Below are 25,385 nucleotides of genomic sequence, written 5' to 3' on the forward strand. Positions count from 1 at the left end.
ATGCGTACGCGACCTACGCCGAAGGGTTAATCGCCTTCCACCACCATCAAGGGGATATTAACCTCCATCCAGACGTCCAGAATGGAACTAACGCTGCGCGATTGACGAGAACAAAACAGGAATTATGATGGACATATAGCGAACATCTGGAGGTCAAGATGGTTTTAGCACGTAAGCTGGTCGTCGGAATGGTGGAGCTTGCCTCGCTCGGCCTCTTCCTTGGGATGATCTGGCTCTGGGCGGCGCTGCTCGCTGCTCCTAGCGTCTGAGCCATCCACAGCCGGCGGAAAGTCTCTCGACTGGACCGGTGGGCTCGCTCCATAAGGGCGGACGAGGTGACCCGATGAGTCGAGAGCAGGGCCGGTCCCGCATTCTGTCCGAGGTGGGTTTCGTCCATCTCCACGTTCACTCGAGCTATTCACTGCTCGAAGGGGCCATGACGGTCAGCACGCTGGCCAAGCTCGCGACTGCGGACGGCCAGCCTGCTTTGGCCCTGACCGACAGCAACAACCTCTTCGGCGCACTCGAATTCTCCGAGAAGCTCGCTGGTGGCGGCATCCAGCCTATCGTGGGCGTCCAGCTCTCGGTGGATTTCGCCGACGAGGCGGATAGCGGCCGCCGGCCCGGTCAGGCGCAGGGCGTACCGCACATCGTCCTGCTTGCCATGTCCGAGGCGGGCTACGGCAATCTGATGAAGCTCGTCACGGAAGCGTGCCTTGCCAGCGGGGGCGCCGGGCAGCCGATTTCGTCACTCGAGAAGCTGACGGCACATCATGACGACGTGATCGCGTTGACCGGTGGCCCGGGCGGCCCGATCGACAGCGCCCTGCGTGCCGGGCAGGTGGCGCAGGCTGGCGCCCGCCTGGCAAAGCTCACCGAGATCTTTGGCGACAGGCTCTATGTCGAGCTCCAGCGCCACGGCCGTGATGGCGAGGCTGCCGTCGAGGCACATCTGCTCAGGCTCGCCTATGATTCCGATCTCGCGATCGTCGCGACCAACGAACCCTTCTTCGCCAAGGCCGGGGATTTCGAGGCGCATGACGCGCTGCTTGCGGTAGCCGAAGGGCGGTTGGTCTCAGACGGCGAGCGTCGGCGGGTGACGCCAGGGCATTTCTTCGTCACCCGGTCCGAGATGAAGCGCCGCTTCGCCGATTTGCCGGAGGCGCTGGCTGCGACCGTCGAGATCGCGATGCGCTGCACCTGGCGCGTCACGACACGCAAGCCGATCCTGCCGCGTTTCGGTGAGGAGGGACGCGACGAGGCAGAGGAGCTCGAAGCCCAGGCGCGTGCCGGTCTGGCAGCTCGGCTGTCCAAGCACGGCCCGGCTTCGGGCTACACGGTCGGCGAATACGAATCGCGGCTTGATTTCGAGCTTTCGATCATCAACCGCATGAAGTTCCCGGGCTATTTTCTCATCGTCTCGGACTTCATCAAATGGGCGAAGGACCAGGGCATCCCGGTCGGGCCGGGACGCGGCTCCGGCGCGGGTTCGCTTGTTGCCTATGCGCTGACCATCACCGACGTCGATCCGCTCCGCTTCGGCCTGCTTTTCGAACGCTTCCTCAATCCCGACCGCGTCTCGATGCCGGACTTCGACATCGATTTCTGCCAGAACCGACGCGAAGAGGTGATCGACTACGTCAAGCGGCGCTACGGTGAGCAGCGCGTTGCGCAGATCATCACCTTCGGCACGCTGCTGGCGCGCGGCGTGCTGCGCGACGTCGGCCGCGTGCTGGAAATGCCCTATGGCCAGGTCGACAAGCTGACCAAGCTGGTGCCGCAGAACCCGGCGAAGCCGATCTCGCTGCCGGAGGCGATCGCTGGCGAGCCGAAGCTCCAGGCGGCTGCGGACGAAGAGCCGGTTGTGGCCCGCCTGCTCGAAATTGCCCAGAAACTGGAAGGACTTCACCGCCACGCTTCGACCCACGCCGCAGGCGTGGTGATCGGCGATCGGCCGCTCGAGCAACTCGTCGCGCTGTCGGTCGATCCGCGCACCGGGATGCGTGTGACCCAGTTCAACATGAAATGGGTCGAGCAGGCCGGCCTGGTGAAGTTCGACTTCCTCGGCCTCAAGACGCTGACGACGCTGACCACCGCTGTGACCCTGATTGCCCAGCGCGACATCCAGATCGACCTCGCCCAACTGCCATTCGACGATCCGAAGAGCTACGAGATGCTGGCGCGCGGCGAGACGGTCGGCGTGTTCCAGGTTGAATCGGCGGGCATGCGCAAGGCCCTGGTCGAGATGAAGGCCGACCGGATCGAGGATCTGATCGCACTCGTCGCCCTCTACCGGCCGGGTCCGATGGACAACATCCCGACCTATTGCCGCCGCAAGCTCGGCTTGGAGGATCCCACCTATCTCCATCCGAAGCTGGAACCGATCCTGGCCGAAACGCATGGCATCATCGTCTACCAGGAGCAGGTGATGCAGGTGGCGCAGGCGCTCTCGGGCTATTCGCTCGGCGAGGCGGATTTGCTGCGCCGCGCCATGGGCAAGAAAATCAAGGCGGAGATGGACGCCCAGCGCGACCGCTTCGTGAAAGGCGCCGTCGAGGGCGGCATGACGAAGAGCATCGCCTCCGAGATCTTCGACCTGCTCGCGAAATTCGCCGACTATGGCTTCAACAAGAGCCACGCCGCCGCCTACGCCGTCGTCGCGTTCCAGACCGCCTATCTCAAGGCGAATTTCCCGGTCGAGTTCCTCGCCGCGTCGATGACGCTCGACATGGGCAACACCGACAAGCTCTCGGAATTCCGGCGTGATGCCGAGCGTCTCGGCATCACGGTCGAGCCGCCGTCGATCAACCGCTCGGGCGTCGAGTTCGACGTGGCCGATGGCGCGATCCGCTACGCGCTCGGCGCCATCAAGGGGGTCGGGCGCACGGCGGTCGAATCCGTCGTCGTGGCGCGCAGTTCGGACGGGTCGTTCCGCGATCTCGCCGATTTTGCTCGCCGTATCGACACCAAGCTCGTCAACCGCCGCACGATCGAGGCCCTGATCGCCGCTGGTGCGCTCGATCCGCTGGAGAAGGACCGCGCCCGTGCCATGGCCGCGATCGACGGCATGCTGGCGCTCTCGAACCGTACGCGCGAGGCCGTGGCGGGTGGCCAGTCCGAACTCTTCAGCGGGGGCTCCGTCGCGGAGGCTTTTCGCATTCCACCGACGGAGCCGTGGGCGCCGGCCGAACGACTGCGGCGTGAACATGACGCCGTCGGGTTCTTCCTGTCGGGTCATCCGCTCGACGATTACGAACATGTGCTGAAGCGGCTGCGCGTTCAGCGCTTTGCCGATTTTGCCAAGACGGTCAGGGCAAACGGGACCTCCGTCGCCAAAGTTGCCGCCTCGGTGATCGACAAATCGGAACGGCGCACCAAGTCCGGCAACAAGATGGGCATCGTCAACCTGTCAGACCCCAGCGGGCAGTTCGAGGCGATCCTGTTCTCGGAGGGACTGCAGCGGTACCGCGATCTGCTGGAGCCCGGTCGGGCTCTGGTATTGCGTCTCAGCGCGGTGCTCGATGGCGAGGATGTTCGACCACGCATCGAGGACGTCGAGGTGCTCGATGATCTGGCCGCTCGCCAGAAACAGGATCTGCTGGTCTACTTGCGCGACGACAGGGCATTGGGCAGCATTGCGGAACGCATTCGCCCGCGTGAAGGCACCCGCGCCGAGGGCAAGGTTGCGGTGATCATGATCCTCGATGATGGCGCGCAGGAGGTCGAGATCGAGTTGCCGGGCCGCTACCCGGTCAACCAGCAGATTGCCAATGCGGTACGGGCGGCGCCGGGCGTGGTCAGCGTCGAATTGCGCTGAGAAGCGGTGAGGGCAGCATGACAGCGCTGATTGTCGTCGATGTGCAGAACGATTTCTGCCCGGGCGGCCGTCTCGCCGTTGCTGGCGGAGACCAGATCATACCCGTGGTCAATGCGCTCGGTCGCCGCTTTCAAACGGTTGTGCTGACCCAGGACTGGCATCCGGCGGGGCACTCTTCCTTTGCCTCGCACCATCCCGGCAGGAACCAGTTCGAGAGCGTGACCATGCCCTATGGAGAGCAGGTGCTTTGGCCTGAGCACTGTGTCCAGGGCACGCGCGGCGCGGAATTTCATCCAGGCCTCGACCTGCCTCATGCCCAGGCCATCATCCGCAAGGGCTATCGCTCCGGGGTCGACAGCTACTCCGGCTTCTTCGAGGCCGACCGCATGACACCAACAGGATTGGGGGGCTATCTCAAGGAGCGCGGCATCTCGCGGATCGCCATCGTCGGGCTCGCCACCGATTTCTGCGTCAACTGGACGGCGCAGGATGCCGTCCGGAGCGGGCTGGAAACCTTTGTCGTCGAGGAGGCTTGCCGAGGGATCGATCTCGATGGCTCCCTGGCAAGAGCCTGGTCCGACATGACCGCGCTTGGGGTGAGGCGGTTCACCCCGCAGGAGTTACCGATGTGACGCCAGCAAATGTCGCGCTCGCAACGCCTGCTTGATCTGATCCAACTGCTGCGACGCCATCGTCGCCCGGTCTCCGGCCGGCGGCTCGCCGACGAACTGCGTGTCAGCATACGCACCCTTTACCGCGACATCGTCACGTTGCAGGCGCAAGGCGCTCCGATCGAGGGCGAGCCGGGACTGGGCTATGTTCTCAAACCGGGCTTCATGCTGCCACCTCTGATGTTCTCCGAGGATGAGATCGAAGCACTGGTGCTCGGCTCGCGCTGGGTGTCCGACCGGGCCGATGACCGTCTTGCCCTGGCGGCGCGCGATGCGTTGGCCAAAATCCTCGCGGTCCTGCCCGGTGATCTGCGCGATGGTGCTGAGGCGTCAGCCCTGTTGGTCGGCCCAGGTGCGGCGATCATGGCGGAAGACGTCGATCTCTCGGCCATCCGCAAGGCGATCCGTTCCGAACGCAAGCTCACGATCCTCTACCGTGATGGCACTGGCCAGGCTAGCGAAAGGGTGGTCTGGCCCTTTGCCCTGAGCTTCTTCGACCATGTCCGCGTCGTCGTCGCCTGGTGCGAGCTTCGGCAGGATTTCCGGCATTTTCGCGCCGACCGCATTTCGCAGGTTCAGCCGCTCGACATCCGCTACCCCCACCGGCGCCAGGGCTTGCTGAAGCAGTGGCGCGAGCGCGAGGGAATCCCGCAGCAATCGTGACCGACACTGCCGGAAATTGGCAGCATCTGCATCTAGGATCTCCTCATCGCCCAACCGGAGAAATGACCGATGCAGAACGCCAGTTTCGTCATCCTCTACGTCGACAGCCCGGCCGCGAGCTGCCGCTTCTATCGTGCACTGCTCGGAGCCGAACCCGTTGAAACCTCGCCGACCTTCGCTCTGTTCGCGCTGAAGTCGGGCATCATGCTCGGGCTCTGGTCGCGTCATACGGTCCAGCCCGGAGCAGAAGCAGTCGGAGGCGGCGGAGAGCTGGGCATGCCTGTCGGTAGCGCCGATCAGGTCGATGCGATCCATAGGGAGTGGAAGGAGCAGGGTATCACGATCCTTCAGGAACCGGTCGATCTCGATTTCGGCCGCACCTTCGTTGCGGCAGACCCGGATAGCCATCGTCTGCGTGTCTTCGCTCCCACCGAAGTCTGAGGAGGCGGGCATGACCGGTTACTGGATCGCTGTCGCTTCGGCCGAGCATGTCCGGCTCGGACTGGCCGGAGGCTTCATGCAGGTTTGCCATGGCAAGGCCGGCCCGTTGCGCCGTATTCGGGCCGGTGATGGCATCGCCTACTACTCGCCGACTGAAACCTTCGGCGGCGGGGAGAGATTGCAAGCCTTCACCGCCATCGGCCGGGTATGCGGTGGCGAGCCCTATCGTGCCGATATGGGGGCCGGCTTTCGGCCTTCCCGGCGCGATGTCGCCTGGCTGGCCGCCTCCGAAGCCTCGATCAAGCCCTTGCTCGACAGGCTGGAGTTGACATCCGGGCGGTTGAACTGGGGCCACCTGTTTCGCTTCGGGCTGGTCGCCGTCAGCGCCCATGACTTCACGCTGATCTCTCAAGCCATGTCTGCGTGCGCGCCGGACGCCGTGAAAGCAGCGTGACATCAGGCGCATGAGCCGCGTCGTCGTAAGACGGGACGCTGTCCGTCTCCAGGCCGAAGAGCGCTCGAGGCTGTTGTCGAGCGCGCGGGCTCGCGCGGGACGGGGCGACCTCCGGTTGAGTGCCTCCTGCCATAACCGTCGCGCGATTGTCTTGACCTCATTGCAGGGTTAGTCACGCCCTTGGGGAAGCGGGGCACGCATCGTTCCGATGCTCATTGCTTGAGGGAAAAGTCGTTATGGCGTTCCTTTTGAAACCCATTTGCGTGTTTGGCGCAGTGGTTTCCGTTCTCTCTGCTGGTCCAGGCGCCCTTGCGCAGAGCCAGGCGGACCAACTCGCGGTCGCCTATCAATTGGGCCGCAATCAGCTTGGAATACTGACCTACTGCAATGAGAAAGGTCACGTTGGAGCTGATGTCGTCGAGATCCAGAAGAAGATGCTTGGCCTGATCCCGGCGCCTGCCGACAAGAGCGGTGGGGACGCCGCCGAAGCGCAGGGCAAGAAGGGTACGATCGCGATGATGGGCGTCACGCAGGATATCGAGGCCATAGCCAAGGCTCAAAACGCGTCGGCCGCGACCTACTGCAAGCAGATCGGCAATGTGGTGAAACAAGCGGGCGCAGCCTTGCCAAAATAGCCGGCCTCGCTGAGGCCCCGCGAAATCGGCTTTTGGCTGAATCCGCCCCGGGCCTGGGAGGTGCGGTCGATGGCGACGGGAGATGATTTGCGCCGTCTGGCGTTGGCTCTGGATGGCACGGTCGAGGTTCCACATTTCGACCGTGCCGCGTTCAAGGTCTCACGAATCTACGTCACTCTCGCTCCTGACGGGTGCAGTGCGAATTTCTGCTTCTCGCCCGAGGATCAGGAGTTCAGATGCTTGATGGCTCCGGACGCCCTCAGCCCGGTCTCGAATGCCTGGGGCAGGAGGGGCTGGACGACAGCCGATCTCTCCAGGCTCAGCCTGGCTGAACTTGCCGGCGCGCTCGAGGCAGCCTGGCGACTTGGCGCCCAGAAGAAGCCGCGACGCCGATGACCTGCTGAGGTGCGAGCCTTGCGTTGGCACAGTTTCCCGTGTAAGGCGCAGGCCATCCCACATGGGGAGCATCGCCTCACTTCCGAGGCGTTCCGGTGACGAGGCAGTCCATGCCTTGTTCATTCGCACCCCAGAGGCTCAACCGGAAGGACGATCGAATCATGGCTCTGCCAGACTTTTCCATGCGCCAGTTGCTCGAAGCCGGCGCGCATTTCGGCCACCAGGCTCACCGCTGGAACCCGAAGATGTCGCCGTATATCTACGGCACCCGCAACAATATCCACATTCTCGACCTGTCGCAGTCGGTGCCGATGCTCTCGCGCGCCCTGCAGGCTGTCAGCGACACCGTGGCCCGTGGCGGCCGCGTCCTGTTCGTCGGCACCAAGCGCCAGGCGCAGGACTCGATCGCCGACGCTGCCAAGCGGTCGGCTCAGTACTACGTCAACTCCCGTTGGCTCGGCGGCATGCTGACCAACTGGAAGACCATCTCGGCCTCGATCCAGCGCCTGCGCAAGGTCGACGAGCTCCTGAATGGCGGCAGCACCGGCCTGACCAAGAAGGAACGCCTGATGCTGGCGCGTGAGCGCGACAAGCTCGAGAAGGCGCTCGGCGGCATCAAGGACATGGGCGGCACGCCCGACATGATCTTCGTGATCGACACCAACAAGGAAGCGCTCGCGATCAAGGAGGCCCAGCGCCTCGGCATCCCGGTCGCCGCCATTGTCGACTCGAACTCGGATCCGGACGGCATCACCTACCCGGTGCCTGCCAATGACGACGCCGGCCGCGCCATCCAGCTTTATTGCGATCTGATCGCCCGTTCGGCCATCGATGGCATCTCGCGCGCCTCGGGCGACCATGGCATCGATCTCGGCGCTGCCGAGGCCCCCATCGTTGAGACGGCGATCATCGAGCCGGCCGCAGACGCTGCCCCGGTGTTCGAGCTGCTGACCGCGCCGCGCGGCGCGCCGGACGACTTCATGAAGCTCTCCGGCATGGGGCCGGAGCTGGTTCAGAAGCTCAACGACGGTGGCCTGTTCCACTTCTGGCAGATCGCTGCGATGTCGCCGGCCGATGTCGTCAAGGTTGATGCCGATCTGAAGCTCGGCGGTCGCATCGAGCGCGACGGCTGGGTTGCCCAGGCGCGCGATCTCGCCGAGGCCTGAGAGCAAGCTCAGGGCGGCGCGTCATCGGCGCGTCGCCTCGGCAGCGCAGCAATGCGCGGCAAATGAATGAAGTCACGCCGACGGCCGGTCACGGAGCGTCGGCGTTTTCCCTTCGCGCTATGGCGCGCTCTGAAATCGAAGACCGTGCCGTTGGCCGCCAGCGTCGTTGCGCAGGCCCGGCACATGACAGCAAGGAACGACAGATGGCTGCGATCACCGCCGGCATGGTGAAGGAACTCCGCGACAAGACTGGCGCGGGCATGATGGATTGCAAGACCGCGCTGGCCGCGACCGACGGCAACATCGAGGCCGCCATCGACTGGTTGCGCACCAAGGGCCTTGCCAAGGCCGCGAAGAAGGCCGGCCGCGTTGCCGCCGAGGGCCTGGTCGCCGTGGCCGTGTCCGAGAACCGCGGTGTCGTCGCCGAGGTCAATTCCGAGACCGACTTCGTTGCGCGTAATCTCGAGTTCCAGGCGCTCGCCCGCACGATCGCCGACGTCTCGCTGGAGCGCGGCGGCGACGTCGAGGCGCTGCTCGCCCATCACTATCCGGGCGGCGGCACCGTCGCTGACGCCATCGCCAATGCCATCGCCACGATTGGCGAGAACATGACCCTGCGCCGTGTCGCCGAGGTCAAGGTCAGCGCCGGCGTCATCGGCCAGTACGTCCACGGCTCGGTCGCCGATGGTCTCGGCAAGATCGGCGTCATCGTCGGTCTCGAGACGACCGGCAAGGGCGAAGAGCTTGCGGCCCTCGGTCGTCAGCTTGCCATGCACGTCGCCGCCACCAATCCGGTCGCGCTCGATCTTGCTTCGGTTGATCCGGTGATCCTGGAGCGCGAGAAGGCGATCCTGGCCGAGAAGAATGCCGGCAAGCCCGCCAACGTGCTCGAGAAGATCACCGAGAGCGGCTTGAAGAGCTACGCCAAGGAGTACTGCCTGCTCGAGCAGGCCTATATCCATGACGGCTCGAAGTCCGTGGCCCAGGTGCTGAAGGAAGCGGAGGGCAAGGTTGGTGCTCCGGTCAAGCTGACCGGCTTCGCTCGCTTCGCGCTCGGCGAGGGCATCGAGAAGGAAGAAACCGATTTCGCCGCTGAAGTCGCAGCGGCTGGCGGCACGACGGGCTGATAAGCCGGTTGATAGGATCTGAAAAAGGCCGCGCTCTGCGCGGCCTTTTTTGTAAGAAGACGATGTTGGTGCCGAATCGCGCCGTCCCAGCCCATGGAGAAAGCCGGTGAGACCCAAACGCGTTCTTGTGAAGCTCTCCGGCGAAGCCCTTGCGGGGAAAGCTGGATCCGGCCTCGACGGTACGACACTGACTGCGCTCGCAGCCGATATCGCGAAGGCCGCGCATGAAGGCGTCGAGATTGCGATCGTCGTCGGCGGCGGCAATTTCTTTCGCGGGGTCCAAGGCTTGAACAAGGGCCTTGATCGACCAAGCGCTGATTCGATCGGCATGCTCGGCACGGTGATGAACGCGCTTGCGCTCGAGCATGCCATCGAGATCGCCGGCGCCCCGGCCCGCGCCATGTCGGCTGTGCCCATGCCCTCGCTCTGCGAGAGCTATGCTCGCCGGCGCGCGCTCGACCATCTCAGCCACGGCAAGGTCGTCATTCTCGGCGGTGGCACGGGTAATCCCTATTTCACCACCGATACCGGAGCGGCCCTTCGGGCGGCCGAGCTCGACTGCCAGCAATTGCTGAAGGCGACGCAGGTCGATGGCGTCTACACCGCCGATCCGAAGAAGGATCCGAATGCCAAGCGCTATGAGAGCCTGACTCATGCCGAGGCGATCAGGCATGATCTCAAGGTGATGGATACGGCTGCCTTTGCGCTGGCGCGCGACGCCGGGCTGACGATCGTCGTCTTCTCGATCGCCGAAACGGGCGCGCTTGCGGCCGTTCTGCGCGGCGAGGGCAGGGCAACCTATGTGACGCCCTGACCGCCGGATTCCTCGCGGTTTACAAGGCTCAGTAGTTCGGCCAGATCCCCGGCGTCATCAACTCCAGCAGATGGCCGTCGGGATCACGGAAGTAGAGGCTGTTTCCGCCGCGATCCCAGCTCATCCGGCCCTCGATATCGATTCCATGCTGCTGCAGCCGCTCTTCCCAGGCTGTGAGTTCGCTGGTGTCGATCGCGAAGCAGATATGCAGGGGTCCGCTGCCGTCATGCGGTGGAATACTGCCCTTGGCTGATGATTGGGTGAGGAGAGATTGTCCTCGAAGGAAGAGCAGAAGGACACTCGTCCCGCCAACATCATAGGCGAATAGCGTCCTCGTCTTCAGCATCGGCTTCAATCCGAGCTTCGTCTCATAGAACTCCTGCGCGCGATCGAGATCGTCGACATAGAGCGCAGTTTCAATGATGCGGTTCAGACGGGGCAAGGGGTCTCCTCGTGGTTCGGTTGTGCTCGGCCGCGACGTCACGGTCGAGGCCCGACCTTAAAGCTAGGAAGCGGCGCCTGGTCTTGCCACCGTTCCGGATCACCTGTCCGCCATGCCGACCTGCCTCAGGCGTTTTTCCCTTGCAGATTGCCCCGCGAAGGTGCTGTTGGCACATGAAATCCTTGACCCTGAGCGGGGCCGCGGCCATGGTCGCGCCGGTTTTCGATTATCTGCAAGGTCTCGACTAAAATGGCCCAGACGACATTCGACCTCGCCGACGTGAAGCGTCGGATGCAAGGCGCGGTGCAATCCTTCAAGGGCGATCTCGCCTCCCTGCGCACCGGCCGCGCCTCCGCTAATGTTCTCGATCCGATCCAGGTCGAGGCTTATGGCGCGCGTACACCCTTGACACAGCTTGCCACTGTCAGCGTGCCTGAAGCGCGCCTGCTCAGTGTCCAGGTCTGGGACCGCAGCATGGTCCAGGCGGTGGAGAAGGCGATCCGCGAATCCGATCTGGGCCTCAACCCCCAGACAGAAGGGCAGGTGCTGCGCATCCGGATTCCGGAGCTGAACGAGCAGCGCCGCAAGGAGATGGTCAAGGTCGCGCATAAATATGCCGAAGAATCCAAGATCGCAGTGCGCCATGTCCGCCGCGACGGGATCGACGTGATCAAGAAGCTCGAGAAGGACGGTCACCTGACCAAGGATGACGTGACGCGCGAGTCGGATCAGGTCCAGAAGGTCACAGACCAGCATATCGCCGAGATCGATCAGGCGCTGGCGACGAAGGAAAAGGAAATCCTGCACGTCTGATCCTGTTGCCCGGCGGGTTTGAGCCGCCGGCTATGATCCGGGACGCAACGCCGAAAGAGGCACGAGAATGTCAGCAGGCCAGCGTCCGGAGGTCCAGGCTGCAGGGCCCTCCCATGTCGCAGTGATCATGGACGGCAACGGGCGCTGGGCTCAGTTGCGCGGCCTGCCGCGACATGAAGGGCATCGGCGCGGGCTGGAGGCCTTGCGCCGCACCGTCCGCAACGCCAGCGATCTCGGCATCGAGATACTGACGGTCTACAGTTTCTCGACGGAGAACTGGCGCCGGCCTGCTGCCGAAGTGTCGTTTCTGATGACGCTGCTCAAGCATTTCATCGAGAAGGATCTGACCGAACTCGGTGCGGCCGGGGTCCGGGTCCGGGTCATTGGCGGCAGGAGCGATCTGGCGCCCGATCTGCGCCGTCTGGTCGAGCACGCCGAGGTGACCACGCGCAACAACACGGGAATGACGCTCGTCGTCGCCTTCAATTATGGCTCGCGCGACGAGATCGTCCGAGCGGCGCGCCAACTGGCCTCGGATGTCGCGGCAGGCCTTGTCGACGCAACCACCATTGATGAGAGCAGTATCTCTGCGCGGCTCGATACCGCAGACCTGCCCGACCCCGAGCTCGTCATTCGCACATCGGGCGAGACACGGATCTCGAATTTTCTGCTTTGGCAGGCCGCCTATGCGGAGTTCGTCTTCACCCCGGTACTCTGGCCGGATTTCGATCGCGCGGCATTGGAAGAAGCGCTGGCCGAGTATCGCCGCCGCGAACGCCGTTTCGGCGGCGTGTCGGAGCCATCCGGCCGCAATGTGGGCGTAGCGTGAGTGACCAACCTTCCGGCGGTCCGGCCGCCGGCCCGAGCGAACTGAAGCTGCGTATCGCATCCGCGCTGGTGCTGGCCGCGGGCATTGTGGCTGCGACATTTGTCGGGGGCTGGCCGTTCAGGCTCATCTGGGCGCTGGCTGCCGGATTGGTCGCCTATGAATGGCTCGCGATCGTGAGCCGCCGGAATGCGGTGCCGGCAGGCATCGGCGTTGCGATTGCCGGCCTGGCGCTTGGCTTCGCCCCGATCAGTCCAGTGGCGCTCGCCGGTGTTTCCGCCTTCGCTGCGTTCTTTGGGGCGCTCCTGACCCCGGTTCTCGAAAAGCGGAACTGGCTGGAGGCCTGCGGTGTTGCCTACGCGCTCGCCTTTGCCCTGATCACGCCAGCGCTGCGTGCGCTGCCGGACTTCGGGTTTGCTGTGATCATCTGGACCTTCGCGGTCTGTTGGCTGACCGATATTGCCGCCTATTTTACGGGGCGGGCTCTTGGTGGGCCGAAGCTGATGCCTGCGATCAGCCCGAAGAAGACCTGGTCCGGCGCCCTCGGCGGAACCGCTGCCGGCACGCTTGGTGGTTATGTCGTCTGGGTGTTGACCCCGGGGGCGGCCGCAGTCGTGGGTCCGGTCTTTGTGATCGCTGCCTCGCTTTCGGCCTCGATCGTGAGTCAGGCTGGCGATCTCTTTGAATCGGCCGTCAAGCGTCGCTTTGGCACCAAGGATTCAAGCAAGTTGATCCCCGGCCATGGTGGCTTTTTCGATCGGCTTGATGGCTACTGGGCCGTGCTGGTCCTTGCTGGTGCTGCACTTTTCCTGGCGCATCTGGAGTTCTGAAGACGTCATGCGCCGTCTCGTCACTCTTCTTGGAGCCACAGGCTCCATCGGCCGGTCGACGCGCGACGTCGTCTCGGAGAATCCTGATCGCCTGAAGATCGATGTCGTGGTCGGTGGGCGGGACGCTGCGAGCCTCGCCCGGGTGGCGGTCGAAACAGGTGCCCGCTTTGCCGCTTTGGCGGACGAGTCGGGAGGCGGAGCTCTGGCGCAGGCCCTGGCCGGTAGCGGTATCGACAGCGGGGCGGGGCGGCAGGCCGTTCTCGACGCGGTCGCGATGCCGAGCGACATTGTCGTCAGTGCCATAGCAGGGGCTGCCGGTCTGGAAGCGACCTTTGCCGCGCTGACGCCTGGCCGTGTGATTGCCCTCGCCAACAAAGAGAGCCTGGTTTGTGCTGGCGCTGCCGTGATGGCGCAGGCCAAGGCCGTGGGCGCGCGCATCCTGCCGCTGGATTCGGAGCATAATGCTCTCTTCCAGGCGCTTGGAGCTGAGCCGATCTCGGCGATCCGATCCATGACGCTGACGGCATCGGGGGGGCCCTTCCGCACCTGGTCGGCAGAACGAATTGCGGCGGCCAAGCCGGAGCAGGCTCTGGCCCACCCGAATTACGCAATGGGCGCCAAGATCACGATCGACTCCGCCAGCATGATGAACAAGGGTCTTGAGCTGATCGAGGCCTGTTTCCTGTTCGGGCTGAAGCACGATCAGCTTGATGTCCTGGTGCACCCTCAGCAGATCGTGCATGGTCTCGTTACCTTCCGCGATGGCTCGGTCACTGCAGGCATGGCAATTCCGGATATGCGGGTTGCGGCTGCGCATTGCCTTGGCGTCGACGGCCGGCTCGATGCGCCGGCCACGCGCTTCGTCGATCTCGTGACGACTGCGCCGCTGGCCTTCGAACGCCCTGATCTTGCCCGCTTTCCGGCGCTTGCTCTGGCGATGGCAGCGTTGGAGACCGGAGGCGCGGTGCCGGCGATCCTCAATGCCGCCAACGAAGTCGCGGTCGAGGCCTTTCTTGCCGGACGGATCGGCTTTTCCGGCATCCCGGCTCTCGTCGAGGCCGTCTGTAGCGGGCTCGGTGCTGACATCGCGGCACCGGTCGACATTGAAGCTGCCCTTGCCATTGACCATGAGGCGAGAAACCGCGCTCGCCTGCTCTTGTCGAAGGGCACCTTCACTGTCACGTAAGGGACAGGAATCGGGAGAATTTTATGGATATTGCAGCGACCGTCTGGAACTCGGGCAGCTTCCTGCTCAGTTACCTGGTGCCGTTCCTGTTTGTCCTGACCATCGTTGTATTCGTGCACGAGCTTGGGCACTTCCTCGTCGGTCGTTGGTGCGGCGTCGACGTGAAAGTGTTCTCGATCGGCTTCGGCCGCGAGATTTTCGGATTCGTTGACAAGCACGGCACGCGCTGGCGCTTCGCGCTGATCCCGCTAGGCGGCTATGTGAAGTTCTCGGGTGATGCGGATCCCTCGAGCTCCGCAGCCGACAGCGCTGAAGTCGAGCGCATGACGGCGGAACAGCGAGCACGTTCCTTCCCGGCTCAATCGATCGCTGAACGGGTGGCGATCGTCGCGGCCGGCCCGATTGCCAATTTCGTGCTGGCCATCCTCATCTTTGCCGGGACCGTCTACGCCTTCGGTCGCCCGGTCCTGACGCCCCGGGTTGAGCAGGTGATTGCCGGGAAGGCCGCTGAGCGCGCAGGTCTGCTCGCCGGGGACGTTGTCCTGACGATCGACGGCAAGCAGATCCGCAGCTTCAGCGACATGCAAAGAGTGGTCTCGACACACCCGAACGAGACCCTTTCGGTGACGGTCGATCGCGCGGGCACGATGGTGACCCTGCCTGTCACGCCTGATCTGAACGAGACATCGACGGCGCTCGGCAAACAGCGCATCGGCGTTATCGGGGTCCAGGCCTCCCGCCGGGCCGAGGACTGGACGACCCAGCATTACAGCCTCGGTGAAGCCGTGAAGGTTGGATTCTCCGAGACCTGGTTCGTGGTCGACCGGACCTATGACTATCTGTCCAAATTGATGAGCGGTCGTGAATCGACGGATCAACTTTCGGGGCCGATCCGCATCGCCCAGGTTTCAGGGATGGTTGCTTCCAATGGAGGTCTGCTCGCGCTGATCAATCTTGCGGCGATTCTCTCGGTCTCGATCGGCCTGATGAACCTTTTGCCGGTTCCGATGCTCGATGGCGGACATCTGATGTTCTATGCGATCGAGGCTCTCCGCGGCCGCCCCTTGAGCGAGCGCGCCCAGGAGATCGGCTTTCGGGTCGGTTTTGGGCTGGTCCTGATGCTGATGCTCTTCGTGACGTGGAATGACATCGTCCACGTCCACTCGCGACTGTAGACTCCGGCTGGCAAGCCCACGAATGATGTGACCGGCGGCAAGATTCATTGCCGATAGGCGCAAAAGCTTCGTCGAATCGGGCGCTTTGCGGGGGGGCGCGTGGCCTCCTGGCAACGACGAGGTTAAAAATAATTTGTTAACGACAATGTTCGTTTGCACCTCGTCGGAAACTTTGTAGAAGCGATTGGTCTGCAATGTCGCCATGCACCTGCCCAAAGGCAGGTGTCCCCGGTTGGGGTGGTGACCTACTAAATGGAATAGGCGACCCGATGACGTCGACCCCAAAGAGCCGGTCTTTCAAAATGCGGCTCTCTCGATCAGTCGGACTTTCGGCCTTTATGTTGGCCGTTAGCGGTGGCGTTGTTTTTGCGCAGGCCGTGATTGTCCAAGGCAACCGCCGCGTCGATGCGGAGACCATTCGGTCCTATGCAGGGCAGGGTGGTCCGCAGGAGGTTCGGCAGAGCCTGATGGCGACCGGGCTGTTCTCGAACGTCCAGGTTAGCCGCCGCGGCAACCAGACCGTGATCTCGGTTCACGAGAACGACACGATCAATCGCGTCGCCTTCGAAGGCAACAAGCGCCTCAAGAGCGAGGTTTTGCTGCAGCAGGTCGAATCGAAGGCGCGTGGCCCGCTGAGCCAAGCGTTGATCGACTCCGACGTGCAGCGCCTGAAGGAGGTCTATCGTCGGGCTGGCTACGGCACCGCAACGATCTCTGGGCGCATCGCGCCCCTGCCCAATGGCCGTTCGGATGTGGTGTTTACGATTGCCGAGAGCGGCAAGACCGGCATCAAGGAAATCAATTTCGCGGGTAACGGCGCCTATTCGGCATCGCGCCTGCGTGGGTTGATGAGCTCGACGGAATCGAACTTCCTCAGCTTCATCAAGACCTCCGACGTTTATGATCCCGATCGTATCGCGTCCGATCTCGATCTGGTTCGCCGCTTCTACCTGAAGAACGGCTATGCCGACTTCCGGGTCGTCGCGAGTGACGCTCGCTTCGACGATGCCAAGGGTGGCTGGGTCATCGACGTCACGATCGATGAGGGGCCGCAGTACAAGGTTGGTAACGTCGCGGTCGATTCTCAGCTCAGCGATATCGACTCCGCGACGATGCAGAGGCTCCTCGCAACCTCGGCTGGCGATACCTACAATGCCGAGGCGGTCGAGAAGTCCCTCGTCAGCCTTACGACAGAAGTGTCGCGCCGCGGTCATCCCTTTGCGCAGGTTCGCCCGCGCGGTGACCGTGACGCCGCTGGCCGTCTGATCGGCATCACCTATGTTGTCGAAGAGGGCCCGCGGGTCTATGTCGAGCGCATCAATGTGCGCGGCAACACGCGTACCCGCGACTATGTGGTCCGTCGCGAGCTCGATCTGGGCGAAGGCGATGCCTACAACAAGGTGATGGTTGATCGCGCCGAGCGGCGCCTGAACAACCTCGGTTTCTTCAACAAGGTTCGCATCACGAACGAGCCGGGCAGCGCGCCTGACCGGGTCATCATGAACATCGATGTCGAGGACAAGGCCACCGGCTCCTTCTCGATCGCGGGCGGTTACTCGACGTCTGACGGTGTCATCGGCGAAGTCTCGCTGTCGGAAGCCAATTTCCTTGGCCGCGGTCAGTTCGTGAAGATTGCCGGTACGCTTGGACAGCGGACCCAGGGCATCGATTTCTCGTTCACAGAGCCCTATTTCCTTGGTCGCCGTATTGCGGCCGGTTTCGATCTGTTCTCGAAGTACAACGACAATTACAATATCGGCCGCTACGAAAGCCGCGTGACGGGCGGTCAGGTTCGCTTCACCTTCCCGATCACGGAAGAGTTCTCGATCACGCCGCGCTACTCGCTCTATACGACCGAGATCAAGATCCCGAACACGACCAGCCGGCCGTATAACGACTGCTCGTTCCCAATCGACGGGATCACGCCCGGAACGCCGAATTCTAGCTTTGCCGCAACGCAGTCCTTCAACTGCTTGACGAATGGCGAAGCGACGCTCGCGGTCAAGGAGGCTCGCGGCTCGACGCTGACCTCCCTTGTGGGCCTGACGCTCAATTATAATTCGCTCGATAATTACCAGACCCCGCGCAACGGCTTCATTGCCGAACTGAAGCCGGAATTCGCTGGTCTCGGCGGCGACTCGAAGTTCCTTCGCGTCGCGGCGGATGCTCGCTACTACCGCGAGATCTTTGACGATGTCGTCGGCTTCCTTCGCGTCCAGGGCGGTCACGTCCAGGCGACGGAGGGTAACCTGCGCATGATCGATCACTACTTCCTCGGCCCGAGCCTGGTGCGTGGTTTCGCCCCGTCCGGTATCGGCCCGCGCGACGTGCTGAACGACCCGACGGCGAACGCTCTCGGCGGCCAGACCTACTTCGGCGGCTCGGTCGAAGTGCAGTTCCCGATCTGGGGCTTGCCGCGTGACCTTGGCCTGCGTGGCGCGATCTTTGCCGATGCGGGCACGCTGTTCGATTATGATGGCGGCTCGAAGGTGATCACCAGTGCGATCCCGACGACGAACGGGCTTTGCCCGGGCGGCTCCGAGCCCCGGCAGTTCAACGTCCCGAGCACGTCCCAGTTCCAGAGCAACGTGGCCTGCGTCCGCGACAAGAACGTCATCCGGTCTTCGATCGGCGCGAGCTTGCTCTGGCAGTCGCCGCTCGGGCCGATCCGGTTCGACTATGCCTATGCCCTTAGCAAGGATGAGGGTACGCGCGATCCGATCACCGGCGTCCGTTACGGCGGCGACCGTCTGCAGGCCTTCCGCTTCTCCGGCGGCACCCGCTTCTGACGCGGCGGGGCGGCAACGCCCCGCACGGACCCATTGCATGTCAGAACCTCAATTCTTCCCGATCGCGACCTCGCTGAGCTACGGCGAGGTCGCTGCCATTTCAGGGGCCGCTCTGCCTGAGGGCGTGGAGCCCACGCGGCTCGTTACCGGCGCGGCTGCACTCGAGGCCGCCGGGCCCGATGACATCGCCTATATGGACAACCCCAAATATACGGATGCGCTGGCGGGGACTTCGGCCGGGCTGTGCCTGGTTTCGTCCCGGTTCGCTGCCCGTGTTCCCGCGGGCACTGTCGCGCTCGTATCCCCCGCGCCCTATCATGCCTTTGCCAGGATCATGGCGCGCTTCTATCCCGATGCGCTCAAGCCACGGTCGGTCTTTGGCTCGCAAGGGGTCGCGCCGGGCGCCTTCGTCCACGCCACCGCAAGGATCGAGGATAACGTCACGATCGATCCGGGTGCCGTGGTTGGCCCCGGTGCCGAGATCGGCGCCGGTTCCGTGATCGCCTCGCATGCCGTGATCGGCCCCCAGGTCCGCGTCGGGCGTGATTGTGCGATCGGCGCCGGCAGCACCTTGCAATCGGCCCTGGTCGGAAACCGGGTCATCATTCACCCGGGTGTCCGGATCGGCCAGGACGGCTTTGGTTTCGCGATGAGCCCGAAGGGCCATATGAAGGTGCCGCAGATCGGCCGGGTCATCATCCAGGATGACGTCGAGATCGGTGCCAATAGCTGCATTGACCGGGGCGCCAGCCGCGATACGGTCATCGGTGAAGGTACCAAGATCGATAACCTCGTTCAGATCGGCCATAACTGCGTCATCGGCCGCCATTGCGTGATCGTTTCGCAGGTGGGCATCGCTGGCTCTACGACATTGGAAGATTTCGTCGTGCTGGGTGGCCAGGTTGGCCTCGCGGGCCATCTGACGGTCGGGATGGGCGCGCAGGTTGCCGCCCAGAGCGGCGTCGCCGGCGACATCCCTCGAGGTGCGCGCTATGGCGGCTATCCCGCGCAGCCGGCTCTCAGCTGGGCGCGCGAGACAGCGCTTCTCAAATCTCTTGTCGCAAAGCGCGGCAAGTCCTCGGGCGGTTCGGAGAGCTGACGTTAGGCGAGAGAGCGAGACAGCCTTCGCAAGGCATGCGAAGAGCGGGTCTAATGTCGAATTCGCTTGATCGTCCGGTACCATTTCCGGCAAACGGGCATAGAAGCTGACAGGAACCCGGCGCCAGCCGCAACCTCCTGTTCCGGCATCGATTTAACGATACAACTTTGCGGGCGAAGCCGGCAGGCCTGCGCGGGAGACGGGAGAGCATGACCGACGCGACGACATCGCTGGGTGTGGCCGATATTCAGAAGATCATGGCCTGCATTCCCCATCGCTATCCGTTCCTTCTCGTCGACCGTGTCATCGAGATGAACGGCGACGAGTCTGGCATTGGTATCAAGAACGTCACCGCCAACGAGCCCCAGTTCACCGGGCATTTTCCAGGCCGCCCGGTCTTCCCGGGGGTGTTGATGATCGAGGCTATGGCGCAAACCGCCGGCGTGCTCGTCGTGAGCGCTCGCGGAATTGATGAGGAGGCGGTACAGTCCGTGCTCTTCACCACGATCGACAAGGCCAAGTTCCGCAAGCCGGTCGTACCGGGCGATACCTTGCGTTTCCACCTCACCAAGGTCGCCCGCAAGCGCAATATCTGGTTCTACCGCGGCGAGGCGAAAGTTGACGGCGTGCTTGTCGCGGAGGCCGAGATCTCCGCGATGGTGGCTTAAGGCCAGCCGCTTTCCGTCGAAATCAGGACAGATCTTTCATGAGCGCGACTATCCATCCGATGTCGGTCGTCGATCCGGCTGCGCAGCTGGGCGAGGGGGTCGTTATCGGTCCGTTCTGCACGGTCGGCCCCAATGTCGTTCTTGGGGACGGCGCGGAGCTCGTCAGTCACGTTGCGATCGCCGGCCGAACCACGATCGGGGCCCGGACCAGGATCTACCCCTTCGCCTCCATCGGCCACCCGCCGCAGGATCTCAAATATCACGGTGAGCCGTCGACGCTGACGATCGGCGCGGATTGCATGATCCGCGAAGGCGTGACCATGAATCCGGGCACCGAAGGCGGCGGCATGAAAACCGTCGTGGGTGACCGCTGCCTGTTCCTTGCCAATTCGCATGTCGGGCACGACAACGAAATCGGCAACAACGTCATCTTCTCGAACAACGTGATGAGTGCCGGCCACGTCAAGGTTGGCGACTACGTCATCGTCAGTGGTGGGACGGGACTCCACCAGTTCGTTCGCATTGGTGAGCATGCTTTCATCGGCGGCGGCGCCGGTGTGATGAACGATGTCATTCCCTTCGGCATGGTGCGGGATAATCCTGCGCATCTGGCCGGGCTCAATCTGGTCGGGCTGAAGCGGCGTGGTTTCTCGCGGGAGCAGATTCATGAGCTGCGTCGCGCCTATCGTTTGCTCTTCGCCGACGAAGGCACCTTGGCCGAGCGCGTCGAAGACGTGGCGACGGAATTTGCCTCGCACCCGCTGATGCTCGAGATCCTCGATTTCATCCGCTCGGGCAGCGACCGCGCCATCTGCATTCCGCGCGACGTCAACGCGCCCGACCGGTGAGCACGGGCAGCGACGCAGCGACCGGCGCCTTTCCTCTCGCCATCATCGCCGGAGGCGGGGAATACCCGCCGCATCTGGCCCGGCTGGCGGCAGCGCGGGGGCATCAGCTTTATATCGCGGCGATCGACGGCGCAGCCAACCCGAGCGATTTCGATCCTGAATCCTCGCGTGTCTATCGCCTGGGGCAACTCGGGCGATTGCTCGACGAGCTCAAGCGGCGCGGGATCGTCGACATCGTCATGATCGGCGCGTTGCCGCGGCCGAGCTTTGGCTCGCTGATGCCCGAGCCCTCGACGCTGAAATACCTGCCCCACTTCGCTCGCGCCTTTCGCGGCGGGGATGATCATTTGCTCAAGGGTGTGGTCCAGTTCTTCGAGGGACGGGGTTTTCGTGTTCATGGTCCAGCCGAGATCGCTCCGGGCTTGACCGCGCCGCTCGGTCCATTGGGGCGCCGCAGCGTCTCGGCCGTGGCGCGCGACGGCATCGAACATGGCTTCTCGTTGCTGGCGGCTTTGTCGCCCTTCGATGTCGGTCAGGCCGCAATCGTTGCCGATCATCGTGTCGTGGCAATTGAGGCTGCCGAGGGTACCGACGCCATGATCAGGCGCGTCGCCGAGCTGGTGGGCGCAGGGCGTCTCAAGATCGACAAGGGCGACGGCGTTCTGGTCAAGGCCCCCAAGGAAGGCCAGGACCTGCGCGTCGACATGCCGGCGATCGGGCCTGAAACCCTGCGGAACGCGGCTAAGGCTGGCCTCTCCGGCATCGCGCTACGCGCCGGCAATGTGCTTGTCGGAGACAGCGTTCGACTGGGCGCACTGGCTGACGAGCTTGGTCTGTTCGTCGAGGGCGTCGCGTGAACCGGCCCTTCCGGCTCGCCATCATTGCGGGCGAAGCGTCTGGCGATGCTCTGGCGTTGCGCTTTCTCGCCGTCCTGCGGCGGCGGTTGGGTGATCGTCCGCTCGAGATCGTGGGCGTCGGCGGCGAGAGCCTGATCGCACAGGGACTGCGGCCACTCTTTCCCCAATCCGATATCGCCGTGATGGGGTTCGGCCCCGTCTTGGCTAGGCTGCCGCTGCTGCTCCGACGCATGTCCGATGCCGCCAAGGGCGTCGTTGCCTTCGCGCCCGATCTGCTGCTCACCATCGACAGCCCGGATTTCTCATTGCGCGTCGCTCGGAAGGTTCGACGGACGTCTCCCGGGATCCCGATTGCACACTGGGTCTGCCCCAGTGTCTGGGCGTGGCGTTCAGGGCGCGCCCGCAAGATGGCGCCACATGTCGATCGCATCCTGGCGCTGCTGCCCTTCGAGCCCGCTGCGTTGGAAAGGCTGGGAGGCCCGAAGACGATCTATGTCGGCCACCCCCTGATCGAGCGGCTCGCCGAGCTGCGGCCAAGTGACGGGGATCAGGCGCGGCGCAACGCCTCTTCGACGCCAGACATCCTGATCCTTCCCGGCAGCCGTCGTTCGGAGATCAGCCACCTCATGCCGGCCTTCGGCGAGACGGTCTCGCTCATCGCGAACGAGGTGCCCGGCGCGCGCTTCGTGCTGCCGGCGGTTCCGCATCTGCGCGGCATGATCGAGGAGGCTGTCTCGACCTGGTCTGTGAAGCCCCGTCTCGTCGATGGCGAAGACGCCAAGCTTGCCGCTTTTCGCACGGCGCGCGCTGCGCTCGCGGCCTCCGGGACTGTGACGCTCGAGCTCGCTCTGGCACAGGTGCCGCTGGTCGCAGCTTATCGTGGCGCGGCCTGGGAGGCGATGCTGGCGCGCAGGCTGATCAAGCTGCCGACGGTGATCCTGCCCAATCTCGTTGCCGGCACGCGCATCGTTCCCGAGTTCATCCAGGACGAAGCCTCGCCCGAAGCGCTCAGCGCAGCTGTGCTGGCGGTCCTCAGCGAAGGTCCTGTGCGCGAGGCCCAGCTTGCGGGCTTCGCAGATGTCGAGCGCATCATGAAATCGGCCGGGGCGAGCCCGGCCGAGAACGCGGTCGATGCCGCCTTGGGACTGCTGGCAGCCTGATCAGCGCGGTGCAGCGCTCATTCAAGCGCCGCACCGGATGCCTTGGCGATGGGCCCCCATTTCGCGAATTCGACCTTGACGTGTTCACCCAGCGCCTCGGGGGTCGAGCCAACGATGACAGCACTGACATCGTTCAGGCGCTGCTTCACATTGGGGTCCGTCAGGGCCTTGTTGGCTTCGGCGTTCAGGCGCTCAACGACTGCCCTTGGCATATTCGCCGGGCCAAACAGCGCGTTCCACGTATAGGTTTCATAGCCGGCAAGACCGCCTTCGGCGATGGTCGGTATCTCGGGGAAAGATGGCACGCGCTCCTTCGTGGTAACGCCGATCGCGCGGAGCTGGCCGCTGCGAATGAACTGCGCGGAGGAGGGCAGGTTGTCGAACATGATCGGCACGGCGCCAGCGACGACATCGTTGAGAGCCGGGCCGGCGCCGCGATAGGGCACATGGTTCATGCTCACGCCGCCGAGCGACTTGAACAGCTCACCCGAAAGATGCAGCGGCGTACCCACGCCCGATGAGGCGTAGGAGTATTTGCCGGGATTGTCCTTCAGGACCTTGATGACCTCCTGGACCGTCTTGGCCGGAAAGCTCGGGTGCACGACCATGACGTTGGGCACCACGGCCAGCAGGGAGATCGGCGTGAAATCCTTGATCGGATCGAACGTCACCACCTTGAGGATCGCGGGATTGAGGGCATGGGTCGAGATCGTGCCCATCAGGATCGTGTAACCGTCGGGTGCGGCGCGAGCGACCGCGGTCGAGCCGACATTGCCGCCTGCGCCGGCGCGGTTCTCGATCACCACTTGCTGGCCAAGCGACTCGGCCATTTTCGCACCGACGAGTCGGGCGACGATATCGGTCGATCCGCCAGCGGCGAAGGGCACGACCAGCATGATCGGCCGTGTCGGGAAGTTCTGGGCCCGCGCGGGCAGGCTGCTGGCCACGAGGGCGGATGCCCCGGCCCCAGCCATGAAAGCGCGGCGGTTCGGTGTTGTGAAGCGGTCCATCAGGCGTTTCCCGTCATTGCTCTGCGGAGCGCAGGTTATGGCGGCGCACCATATGATAAACCCCACCGGATTGTTAAATCCGATGGGGTTCGACCTTCGTCATAAAGATCGTGTCAAATTGTTCTCAGCGACGGCCGATCGGTGTGTAATCGCGCTTCGGCGAGCCGGTATAGAGCTGGCGCGGGCGGCCGATCCGCTGGGACGGATCCTCGATCATTTCCTTCCACTGCGCGATCCAGCCGACGGTGCGGGCGAGTGCGAAGAGCGCGGTGAACATCGATGTCGGGAATCCCATCGCCTTCAAGGTGATGCCCGAATAGAAATCGATATTCGGATAGAGCTTCTTCTCGATGAAGTAGCTGTCGCTGAGCGCGATGCGCTCGAGCTCCATCGCGACATCGAGCAGCGGATCATCCTTGAAGCCGAGTTCGTTCAGTACCTCATGCGTCGTCTTCTGCATGATCTTGGCGCGCGGATCGTAGTTCTTGTAGACGCGGTGCCCGAAGCCCATCAGGCGGAACGGATCGTTCTTGTCCTTCGCCTTGGCGATGTATTTCGGGATGTTGTCGACCGAGCCGATCTCCTCGAGCATCTTGAGGGCCGCCTCGTTGGCGCCGCCATGCGCAGGGCCCCAGAGGCAGGCGATGCCGGCTGCGATGCAGGCGAAGGGATTGGCGCCCGAGGAACCGGCGAGACGCACGGTCGAGGTCGAGGCGTTCTGCTCGTGGTCGGCATGCAGGATGAAGATGCGGTCAAGCGCGCGCGACAGCACCGGATTGACCTTGTACTCCTCCGCCGGCACCGCGAAGCACATGCGCAGGAAATTCGAGGTGTAGTCGAGCGAGTTCAACGGGTACACGAAGGGTTGGCCAATCGTGTACTTGAAGGCCATCGCGGCCAGCGTCGGCAGCTTGGCGATCATCCGCATCGACGCGATCATGCGCTGCTGCGGGTCCGAGATGTCGGTCGAGTCGTGATAGAAGGCCGACATGGCGCCGACCGATGCGACCAGCACCGCCATCGGATGCGCGTCGCGGCGGAAGCCCTGGAAGAAGCGGGCCATCTGCTCGTGCACCATGGTGTGGCGCGTCACGCGATAGTCGAAATCCGCCTTCTGCGCCGCGGTGGGCAGGTCGCCGTAAAGCAGGAGATAACAGGTCTCGAGAAAGTCGCCATGCTCGGCAAGCTGCTCGATCGGATAGCCACGGTGGAGCAGAACGCCCTCGTCGCCATCGATATAGGTGATCTCCGACTCGCAGCTCGCGGTCGAGGTGAAGCCGGGGTCATAGGTGAACATCCCGGTTTGCGCGTAGAGCTTGCTGATGTCGATGACGGATGGGCCGATCGATCCGGTCTTGACCGTCAGGTCGACGGTCTTGCCGTCCACACTCAGCTGGCTGTTGGTTCCGCTCATCGATACCGATCCTTTCAGGCTCGCTGCTGATCAATCTTCGTTCCATCCGAGCCGGCACGAATGGGTGCCGGAACGGCAATCATC

At 63.7% G+C, this 25,385-nt stretch carries 24 protein-coding genes; 21 read left to right on the forward strand and 3 right to left on the reverse strand.

All coding sequences use genetic code 11. The features are described from left to right. The first annotated feature begins 343 nt into the window (after window positions 1–343). The 10 genes from dnaE to pyrH all read left to right on the forward strand — a co-directional run bounded on the left by dnaE (window position 344) and on the right by pyrH (window position 10,184). Window positions 344–3,817 (forward strand): DNA polymerase III subunit alpha, encoded by a 3,474-nt coding sequence (dnaE, locus tag BIWAKO_RS23490; RefSeq protein WP_069880706.1) that lies wholly within the window; start codon window positions 344–346, stop codon window positions 3,815–3,817. Between the two features lie 17 nt (window positions 3,818–3,834). Next, entirely contained in the window at window positions 3,835–4,449 is a 615-nt protein-coding gene (gene pncA / locus BIWAKO_RS23495) for a bifunctional nicotinamidase/pyrazinamidase (RefSeq protein ID WP_069880707.1), read from the forward strand. A gap of 9 nt (window positions 4,450–4,458) precedes the next feature. Then, window positions 4,459–5,151, forward strand: a complete 693-nt coding sequence (locus tag BIWAKO_RS23500) for a helix-turn-helix transcriptional regulator (protein WP_069880708.1) — start codon at window positions 4,459–4,461, stop codon at window positions 5,149–5,151. Window positions 5,152–5,220: 69 nt separating this feature from the next. After that, the gene (locus BIWAKO_RS23505) at window positions 5,221–5,592 is read left to right on the forward strand and encodes a VOC family protein (RefSeq protein WP_069880709.1); all 372 of its coding nucleotides are present in this window, start codon (window positions 5,221–5,223) and stop codon (window positions 5,590–5,592) included. 10 nt (window positions 5,593–5,602) lie between these two features. Then, complete coding sequence (locus BIWAKO_RS23510; protein WP_069880710.1) at window positions 5,603–6,046, forward strand: EVE domain-containing protein; 444 nt, start codon at window positions 5,603–5,605, stop codon at window positions 6,044–6,046. Window positions 6,047–6,282: 236 nt separating this feature from the next. Further along, complete coding sequence (locus tag BIWAKO_RS23515; RefSeq protein WP_069880711.1) at window positions 6,283–6,681, forward strand: pore-forming ESAT-6 family protein; 399 nt, start codon at window positions 6,283–6,285, stop codon at window positions 6,679–6,681. Window positions 6,682–6,750: 69 nt separating this feature from the next. Then, window positions 6,751–7,077, forward strand: coding sequence for an MmcQ/YjbR family DNA-binding protein (locus tag BIWAKO_RS23520; RefSeq protein ID WP_069880712.1), 327 nt, complete (start codon window positions 6,751–6,753; stop codon window positions 7,075–7,077). Window positions 7,078–7,238: 161 nt separating this feature from the next. Beyond that, window positions 7,239–8,243 carry a 30S ribosomal protein S2 gene (locus tag BIWAKO_RS23525; RefSeq protein ID WP_069880713.1) on the forward strand — a complete coding sequence of 335 codons (1,005 nt, stop codon included), beginning with the start codon at window positions 7,239–7,241 and terminating at the stop codon, window positions 8,241–8,243. Between the two features lie 203 nt (window positions 8,244–8,446). Next, on the forward strand, window positions 8,447–9,370 hold the full coding sequence (gene tsf / locus BIWAKO_RS23530) for a translation elongation factor Ts (protein WP_069880714.1): 924 nt from the start codon (window positions 8,447–8,449) through the stop codon (window positions 9,368–9,370). A 106-nt stretch (window positions 9,371–9,476) separates the two neighbouring features. Beyond that, on the forward strand, window positions 9,477–10,184 hold the full coding sequence (pyrH, locus tag BIWAKO_RS23535; RefSeq protein WP_069880715.1) for a UMP kinase: 708 nt from the start codon (window positions 9,477–9,479) through the stop codon (window positions 10,182–10,184). 28 nt (window positions 10,185–10,212) lie between these two features. Here pyrH and BIWAKO_RS23540 read toward each other — a convergent pair whose 3' ends face one another. Then, entirely contained in the window at window positions 10,213–10,626 is a 414-nt protein-coding gene (locus BIWAKO_RS23540) for a VOC family protein (protein WP_069880716.1), read from the reverse strand. Between the two features lie 249 nt (window positions 10,627–10,875). Between BIWAKO_RS23540 and frr the strand changes: the two genes are divergently transcribed. From frr to lpxB, 11 genes are all read left to right on the forward strand, one after another. After that, window positions 10,876–11,439: a ribosome recycling factor gene (gene frr / locus BIWAKO_RS23545; RefSeq protein WP_069880717.1), complete on the forward strand. Its 564-nt coding sequence runs from the start codon at window positions 10,876–10,878 to the stop codon at window positions 11,437–11,439. 67 nt (window positions 11,440–11,506) lie between these two features. Next, complete coding sequence (locus BIWAKO_RS23550) at window positions 11,507–12,268, forward strand: isoprenyl transferase (protein ID WP_069880718.1); 762 nt, start codon at window positions 11,507–11,509, stop codon at window positions 12,266–12,268. After that, entirely contained in the window at window positions 12,265–13,095 is an 831-nt protein-coding gene (locus BIWAKO_RS23555; RefSeq protein ID WP_069880719.1) for a phosphatidate cytidylyltransferase, read from the forward strand. Before BIWAKO_RS23550 ends, BIWAKO_RS23555 begins: the two co-directional genes overlap by 4 nt. Before the next feature lie 7 nt (window positions 13,096–13,102). After that, on the forward strand, window positions 13,103–14,281 hold the full coding sequence (gene dxr, locus BIWAKO_RS23560; protein WP_069880720.1) for a 1-deoxy-D-xylulose-5-phosphate reductoisomerase: 1,179 nt from the start codon (window positions 13,103–13,105) through the stop codon (window positions 14,279–14,281). 23 nt (window positions 14,282–14,304) lie between these two features. Then, window positions 14,305–15,456 (forward strand): RIP metalloprotease RseP, encoded by a 1,152-nt coding sequence (gene rseP, locus BIWAKO_RS23565; RefSeq protein WP_069880721.1) that lies wholly within the window; start codon window positions 14,305–14,307, stop codon window positions 15,454–15,456. A 269-nt stretch (window positions 15,457–15,725) separates the two neighbouring features. Then, window positions 15,726–18,245, forward strand: coding sequence for an outer membrane protein assembly factor BamA (bamA, locus tag BIWAKO_RS23570; protein ID WP_069880722.1), 2,520 nt, complete (start codon window positions 15,726–15,728; stop codon window positions 18,243–18,245). 37 nt (window positions 18,246–18,282) lie between these two features. Further along, the gene (gene lpxD, locus BIWAKO_RS23575; protein ID WP_069880723.1) at window positions 18,283–19,344 is read left to right on the forward strand and encodes a UDP-3-O-(3-hydroxymyristoyl)glucosamine N-acyltransferase; all 1,062 of its coding nucleotides are present in this window, start codon (window positions 18,283–18,285) and stop codon (window positions 19,342–19,344) included. A gap of 209 nt (window positions 19,345–19,553) precedes the next feature. Beyond that, window positions 19,554–20,012: a 3-hydroxyacyl-ACP dehydratase FabZ gene (gene fabZ / locus BIWAKO_RS23580; protein WP_043236894.1), complete on the forward strand. Its 459-nt coding sequence runs from the start codon at window positions 19,554–19,556 to the stop codon at window positions 20,010–20,012. 38 nt (window positions 20,013–20,050) lie between these two features. Beyond that, entirely contained in the window at window positions 20,051–20,860 is an 810-nt protein-coding gene (lpxA, locus tag BIWAKO_RS23585) for an acyl-ACP--UDP-N-acetylglucosamine O-acyltransferase (RefSeq protein ID WP_069880724.1), read from the forward strand. Further along, window positions 20,857–21,717, forward strand: coding sequence for an LpxI family protein (locus tag BIWAKO_RS23590; RefSeq protein ID WP_069880725.1), 861 nt, complete (start codon window positions 20,857–20,859; stop codon window positions 21,715–21,717). Before lpxA ends, BIWAKO_RS23590 begins: the two co-directional genes overlap by 4 nt. After that, on the forward strand, window positions 21,714–22,877 hold the full coding sequence (lpxB, locus tag BIWAKO_RS23595; RefSeq protein ID WP_069880726.1) for a lipid-A-disaccharide synthase: 1,164 nt from the start codon (window positions 21,714–21,716) through the stop codon (window positions 22,875–22,877). The genes BIWAKO_RS23590 and lpxB overlap by 4 nt, the downstream gene beginning before the upstream one ends. 17 nt (window positions 22,878–22,894) lie before the next feature. Here lpxB and BIWAKO_RS23600 read toward each other — a convergent pair whose 3' ends face one another. Together BIWAKO_RS23600 and gltA are read right to left on the reverse strand one after the other, a co-directional pair. Beyond that, complete coding sequence (locus tag BIWAKO_RS23600; protein ID WP_069880727.1) at window positions 22,895–23,887, reverse strand: Bug family tripartite tricarboxylate transporter substrate binding protein; 993 nt, start codon at window positions 23,885–23,887, stop codon at window positions 22,895–22,897. Window positions 23,888–24,011: 124 nt separating this feature from the next. Continuing rightward, window positions 24,012–25,301 (reverse strand): citrate synthase, encoded by a 1,290-nt coding sequence (gene gltA, locus BIWAKO_RS23605; RefSeq protein ID WP_069880728.1) that lies wholly within the window; start codon window positions 25,299–25,301, stop codon window positions 24,012–24,014. Between the last annotated feature and the right edge of the window lie 84 nt (window positions 25,302–25,385).

This window comes from Bosea sp. BIWAKO-01, from assembly GCF_001748145.1.
GTDB lineage: Bacteria > Pseudomonadota > Alphaproteobacteria > Rhizobiales > Beijerinckiaceae > Allobosea.